The sequence below is a fragment of the Psychrobacter sp. 1Y4 genome (assembly GCF_051847555.1).
Genome location: NZ_JBPYDE010000251.1, coordinates 1 through 918, shown reverse-complemented (window position 1 = coordinate 918; position 918 = coordinate 1). Strand labels below are relative to the sequence as shown.

Genomic DNA, 918 nt, shown 5'->3' with positions numbered 1-918 from the left:
AAGTAACCAGCTCTTTTAGTTCGTTATTATCGAAAGTGGGCTGACCCAATAAATTGACGTCACCAAACTGATACTGCTCACCTTCACTCACACTGACTTCGATGAACACACTACGTTTATCTTCACTAATATTGAGTACCGCGTTATCTACTGCGAAACGCACATAACCATCGTTTTGATACAACGCTTTTAAATTGTCTAAACTGGCAGCCAGTTTTTCTTGTGCATATCGATCAGATTTTGATAGCAAGCGTGTCCATGATGATTCTTTTACAGCAAAAACATCTTTGATTTCTTCATCACTAAAGTGTTTGTTACCAATCACATTGATATCAACAACTTTAGCAGGCTTACCTTCGATGAAACGCACATCAAGCTTGACGCGGTTACCATCAAGTACCGTCTGATCTACTTCAATATTACTGTTGTAGTAACCTTGGCTGATATACTGCTGTTGTAGCTCATTAGCAACGCCTTGCAGGGTCGATTGCTTCAGTACATTACCGACAGACAGCCCAGCATTCCCAAGGCCTTGCTCAAGCCCTTCTTTAGGAATGAGCTTGTTACCTTCAAAATTCACTTCGGCAATGGTTGGACGTTCGATAACATCAAACCTTAGGTTGCCACCTTCGACACGGCTTTGAATATCAGCAAAGTTTTCAGTCGCATACAGTGCCTTGATACTGGCAGCTAAGCTACTGTCATTTACCGTATCTCCTACCGTAATAGGTAGAACCGGATAGAGGCTATCAGGGGTTAGGCGTTGTAAGCCATTGAAACCGATGTCAGTCACTACAAATTCTGCAGCCTGTACCGGCATACTCATCATCGCTACAACTAACGGCAACCCAGCCGCGCTCATAAATAAAGGCGTACGCATAAACACTATCCGTCAATAAAAAACTTGCTAAAGTTAAG

General features: G+C 42.5%; 1 protein-coding gene. It reads right to left on the bottom strand.

Annotation, left to right across the window (positions count from 1 at the left end):
• A partial coding sequence (locus ACS8FC_RS15570) for a POTRA domain-containing protein (RefSeq protein ID WP_439297435.1) occupies nucleotides 1–880 on the bottom strand: 880 nt, incomplete at its 3' end.
• Nucleotides 881–918 lie beyond the last annotated feature (38 nt).